The following is a 4,162-nucleotide window of genomic DNA, read 5'->3' on the forward strand; positions in this document are numbered from 1 at the left end:
GACGTTAGACACCACCAATCGTGGAGGCCTTCTCCCTACCCGAGTGTCACCAACGTGCCGACCGGGTACACCTAGAACGGCGGCGGGTCGGTGCCGAGATCGGCGCGGGCGATCTCGGCGGATGCTTCGAACCTGACGACCGGTGTGGGTTTGTGCTTGACGGCCCTGCCGGTGGGGCTGATGACCTCGATGACGCCGCCTGGGCCGTGGCGGAAGTTCCAGTTCGAGTTGTGTTTGAGGACGTGGTGGGCGCGGCAGAGGTTGGCGAGGTTGCGGACGGTGGTGGGGCCGCCGTGGGAGTACGGGATGGTGTGGTCGTCCTCGCACCGGATCGCGGGCTGGCGGCATCCGGGGAACCGGCAGTGCTCGTCCCGGGCGGTCAGGAACCTTCGCTGCGCCTTGGTCGGCGTGTACGTGTCGACGGTCTTCAAGCACCCGGTGTCGGGATCCCGGAACAGGCGCGTCCAGGTCGCCGCCTCCCCTGCGAGACGGCGGGCGGCCTCCGCGGGAATGGGCCCGTACCCCGCGAGGAACGCCGACTCGTCGCCGACCCCGGTCAGTGACTGCCACGGGACGGTGGCCTGAACCGTGGCCTTGATCTTCATCAGGGCGTCGCCGCCGTGCTGGTCGATCAGCTCGGCGGTGGGGAGGCCGGCGAGGGCGATCTCGGCGAACACGTCCGCCCGGATCTGATCCAACGTCCGCTCGTCGGTCTCATCCTTGGTGCGGTAGATCGTGCGCGCCATCTGAGTGACCCGGTCATGCATCGCGTACACCGTCACCGCCGGGCCGATGTACGTGAGCTCGCCCATGCCGTCCGGAACCGGTGCCACCCGCACGGAGCGGTCGGCCATGGCCTCCTCGTGACGCTCCTCCAACGGCAGCGGCTCGATGTCATCGGCGAGCTTCCGCGCGACGGAGCCCAGCTGTCCGCCGGTGAGCTTCACCGCCCGCGGCAGGATGATCCGCTCGAACTCCGCCCGCGCGTCCTCATCCTCCAGCCGTGACCCGGCGTCGACGATCGCTCGGACATGGGCCTCGCTGATCCGGCCCTCCTCGAACAGGGCGAACGTGGCCGGGAACCCGTCCACCAGGTCGACTGCCCACTCCATCCGGGCCCGGATCGTGCGGTCTGACGTCCGCCCGGCGACCGCGAACTCCGCGGCCATGGACCTCAGCGGGTGCTCGAACTCCGAACCCGTCCCACCCCGGCGGGTCTGGGCCTCGGCGATCGCGCGACCCTCGGCGAGGATCCACGCCTGCCGGGCCTTCGCCTGGGCGATGATCACCTGCTGCTCCAGGTAGCCGTCGACGAGCTCCGACATGCGGGCGCGTTCGGCCGGGGTGGGAGCCCACCGGGTCGAAGTCGCCTGTGCCGTCATGGCCCGATTCTCCTCCGGGCCACCGACATTCACCGGGCTGGAAAGGGCAGATCAGGTCCGCAAAACGAATCTGTGGAGAACTCGTCTTGGGTGCATCCTGTGGACGAGCGGTGGGTTGGTCGGCGGGGGATGTTTGGACACGTTTCGACTCCGCTCGCTGGCGCTCGCACCGCTCAACGACCACAGGGTGGGTTCGCGCTGGCACACTGGCGGCATGGTGAGCACGGCGGGATTCGGGACGTACGGAGTCTGGCGCGGCGCGGCGGCGCTGGACGCGGACTTCGCGCGCGGGGTGGAGCGGCTCGGCTTCGGCACGCTCTGGGTCGGCGGCTCGCCGGGCGGCGACCTCGGGATCGTGGAGGAGCTCCTCGACGCGACGGAGCGGATCGTGGTCGCGACCGGCATCGTGAACATCTGGAAGGACGACGCGCGGAGCATCGCCCGGTCGGCCCGCCGGATCGAGGAGCGCCATCCGGGTCGCTTCGTGCTCGGCATCGGCTCGGGCCATCGCGAGGCGACACCGCATCGCGTCCGTCCGCTCGCCGCGCTCACGGCGTACCTCGACGTGCTCGACGCCGAGGGCGTCGGGCGCGACCGGCGTCTCCTGGCCGCGCTGGGCGACCGCACGCTCGCGCTCGCCGCCGAGCGCTCCCTGGGCGCACATCCGTATCTCACGGTCCCGGCGCACACGCGGCACGCGCGCGGCGTCCTCGACGCGGCTCGTCCCGGGGCGCTGCTCGCCCCGGAGCTCAAGGTCGTGATCTCCGACGACCAGGAGCACGCGCGCGCGGTCGCGCGCCGCTACCTGCGCCGCTACTTCTCGCTCGAGAACTACGTCGGCGCGCTGCGGCGCTTCGGCGTCGGCGAGGCCGCGTTCGCCGACGGCGGCTCGGACGAGCTGATCGACCTGGTCGCCGCGAACCCCACGGCCGGTGCGGCCGTCGCCGGCCTGCGGGCCCATCTGGACGCCGGCGCGGATCACGTCGCCGCGCAGGCCCTCGGCGACGACCCGCTCGGCGCGCTCGAACAGCTCGCCGAGGCGCTCACCCTCACGCGCTGAGCGCATCCGCCCCCGCGCCCGTGGGATTCTGGACGCATGCGGATCGGCGTGTTCCATCTGCGGCGCAAGCGGCCGCAGGCCCCGGGCTATCAGGCCCTGCTCGACCACCTCGACAGCGGGCTGCGCGCCGCGATCGACGAGCTCGGCTGGGAGGCCGACGTCGTGTACTCGGCCGAGCATCCGGTCGAGGCGAGCCTGGACGCCGTCGAGCGCGCCGACGTCCTGCTGCTGATGGGCGGCGAGGACGTCGAGCCGTCGCGCTACGGCGGCGCCGCCGAGTATCCCGGCAGCGGCCACCACGAGCCCGCGGCCGACGAGGCGCACATCGCGGTCGTCCGCGAGGCCATCCGGATCCGCAAGCCCCTGCTGGGTATCTGCCGGGGCCTTCAGGTCATGAACGTCGCGCTCGGCGGCACCCTCATCCAGGACATGACGGGCCACCGCCTGCCGGACGCGCCGGATCCGTACGTGCGCACGCGCCTGACGATCGCGGACGCCCTCGCGGGCGACGTGGATCCCGCCGCGCCGGGCCGGTGCACGCACCACCAGGCGGTGGGCGAGCTCGCGCCCGGCCTCGAGGTCGTCGCCCGCGCGCCCGACGGCGTGGTCGAGGCGGTCGTGCACGTCGCCGCGCCGGTCACGGGCGTGCAGTGGCATCCCGAGCACCCCGACACCGCGCGCGAGCAGCTCGTGCCGCTGCTGCGCCGGCTCGAGGTGCAGCTCCACGAGCAGGATGCGCGCACCGCATCCGAGCCCGCCCGGGCCTGAGCGAACGATCACCGCCGGGGCGTCGCGTGCGCGACCCTGCGAGATTGGCGCCATGCGCCTTGTGACCCTCGCCGACGGATCCCGCCCCGCCGCCCTCGTGACCGACGGCGACGTCGACCGCGTGCTCGACCTGTCGGGCATCGCCTCCTCGACGCTCGCCGTGCTCACCGACGACGCCCTGCTCGATGCCGCGCGCGAGGCGGTCTCGTCCGCCGACGCCGCGACGCTTCCCGCGCGCGACGAGGTCCGCCTCGCGGCTCCGGTCGTGCCCGGCAAGATCATCTGCATCGGGTACAACTACCGCGGCCATGTCTCGGCCAAGTCGAGCCTGGACGCGCCGGACCCCGAGTTCCCGGACGTGTTCGTCAAGACCCCGAACGTGCTGCGCGGCCCGGACGACGTGGTCGAGATCCCCGCGCAGAGCGAGCGCGTCGACTACGAGGGCGAGATCGCGCTCGTGATCGGCCGGACGGCCCGCAACGTGCCCGAGGAGGACGCCCTCTCGTACGTCGCCGGCTACACGCTGTTCGACGACATCACTGCGCGCGACTGGCAGGACCGCACGAGCCAGTGGACGCTCGGCAAGAACTTCGACGGCTTCGGTCCGCTCGGCCCGGCCGTCGTGACCCCGGACGAGATCGCCGACCCGGCGGATCTCGTCGTCGAGGTCGTGCGCGAGGGCCAGGTCACCGTGTCACAGAGCACCTCGACGCTGATCTTCCCCTTCGCGCGGCTGATCCACTACGTGACCCAGGCGATCACCCTGGAGCCCGGCGACATCATCTCGACCGGCACGCCCCAGAAGCTGCCCGAGGCCGGAGCGGCCCACCGCCCGCTCGCCTCGGGCGACGCCGTCACCGTGCGGGTGGCGGGCATCGGCGAGGTGGCGTCCCCTGGAGTGGTGGGGTTTCCGGCAGGGCTCGCGGTGTCGTAGACGCTGGTGAGCCATCGT

General features: G+C 72.2%; 4 protein-coding genes. 3 read left to right on the forward strand and 1 reads right to left on the reverse strand.

What is annotated here, in order from left to right:
- Positions 1-71: 71 nt before the first annotated feature.
- Complete coding sequence (locus tag ACYVGN_RS11330) at positions 72-1,382, reverse strand: HNH endonuclease signature motif containing protein (RefSeq protein ID WP_460790851.1); 1,311 nt, start codon at positions 1,380-1,382, stop codon at positions 72-74.
- 214 nt (positions 1,383-1,596) lie between these two features.
- Here ACYVGN_RS11330 and ACYVGN_RS11335 point away from each other — a divergent pair, with 214 nt between their 5' ends.
- From ACYVGN_RS11335 to ACYVGN_RS11345, 3 genes are read left to right on the forward strand one after another with little or no spacing between them, the layout of a single operon-like run.
- A complete protein-coding gene (locus ACYVGN_RS11335; protein ID WP_460790853.1) occupies positions 1,597-2,442 on the forward strand; it encodes a TIGR03620 family F420-dependent LLM class oxidoreductase in 846 nt (281 codons plus the stop codon).
- 36 nt (positions 2,443-2,478) lie between these two features.
- Positions 2,479-3,210, forward strand: coding sequence for a gamma-glutamyl-gamma-aminobutyrate hydrolase family protein (locus ACYVGN_RS11340; protein ID WP_460790854.1), 732 nt, complete (start codon positions 2,479-2,481; stop codon positions 3,208-3,210).
- 52 nt (positions 3,211-3,262) lie between these two features.
- On the forward strand, positions 3,263-4,144 hold the full coding sequence (locus tag ACYVGN_RS11345) for a fumarylacetoacetate hydrolase family protein (protein WP_460790856.1): 882 nt from the start codon (positions 3,263-3,265) through the stop codon (positions 4,142-4,144).
- Positions 4,145-4,162 lie beyond the last annotated feature (18 nt).

This window comes from Microbacterium lacusdiani (genome assembly GCF_054779895.1).

Coding starts and splice junctions, on each gene's coding strand:
- ACYVGN_RS11330 (WP_460790851.1), bottom strand. CDS start 1,382: ATGACGGCACAGGCGACTTCGACCCGGTGGGCTCCCACCCCGGCCGAA.
- ACYVGN_RS11335 (WP_460790853.1), top strand. CDS start 1,597: ATGGTGAGCACGGCGGGATTCGGGACGTACGGAGTCTGGCGCGGCGCG.
- ACYVGN_RS11340 (WP_460790854.1), top strand. CDS start 2,479: ATGCGGATCGGCGTGTTCCATCTGCGGCGCAAGCGGCCGCAGGCCCCG.
- ACYVGN_RS11345 (WP_460790856.1), top strand. CDS start 3,263: ATGCGCCTTGTGACCCTCGCCGACGGATCCCGCCCCGCCGCCCTCGTG.